1 protein-coding gene is annotated in these 253 nt (G+C 34.8%); it reads right to left on the reverse strand.

Annotation, left to right across the window (positions count from 1 at the left end; translation table 11 throughout):
- Positions 1-253, reverse strand: a 253-nt coding sequence (locus SB679_RS25370) for a DPP IV N-terminal domain-containing protein (protein WP_410705112.1), incomplete at both ends; no start/stop codon positions are given.

Here is a 253-nt window from a genome sequence, read left to right on the forward strand (position 1 = left end):
ATCGGCTTTTAGTTCTACATTTTTAATTTCCGGTCTCTGGTAGTTCTTTAATGGATTTTCAGAAGTAAGAATATTTGTAGATTTTAGATTCGCCGTATTAATGATATTTCCTACTCTCGGAGCATTTGCATTACTGTAAGTATCATACAGATAGTTTCCATCACTGCTTAGAGTTCCGGCGTGCATTCCTTCACTATTGTCAAGTCTCTGCATTTTGAAATTCGTCCAGTTGATCTTATATAAATGTCTTTCT

It is taken from the genome of Chryseobacterium sp. SIMBA_029, assembly GCF_046535275.1.
GTDB lineage: Bacteria > Bacteroidota > Bacteroidia > Flavobacteriales > Weeksellaceae > Chryseobacterium.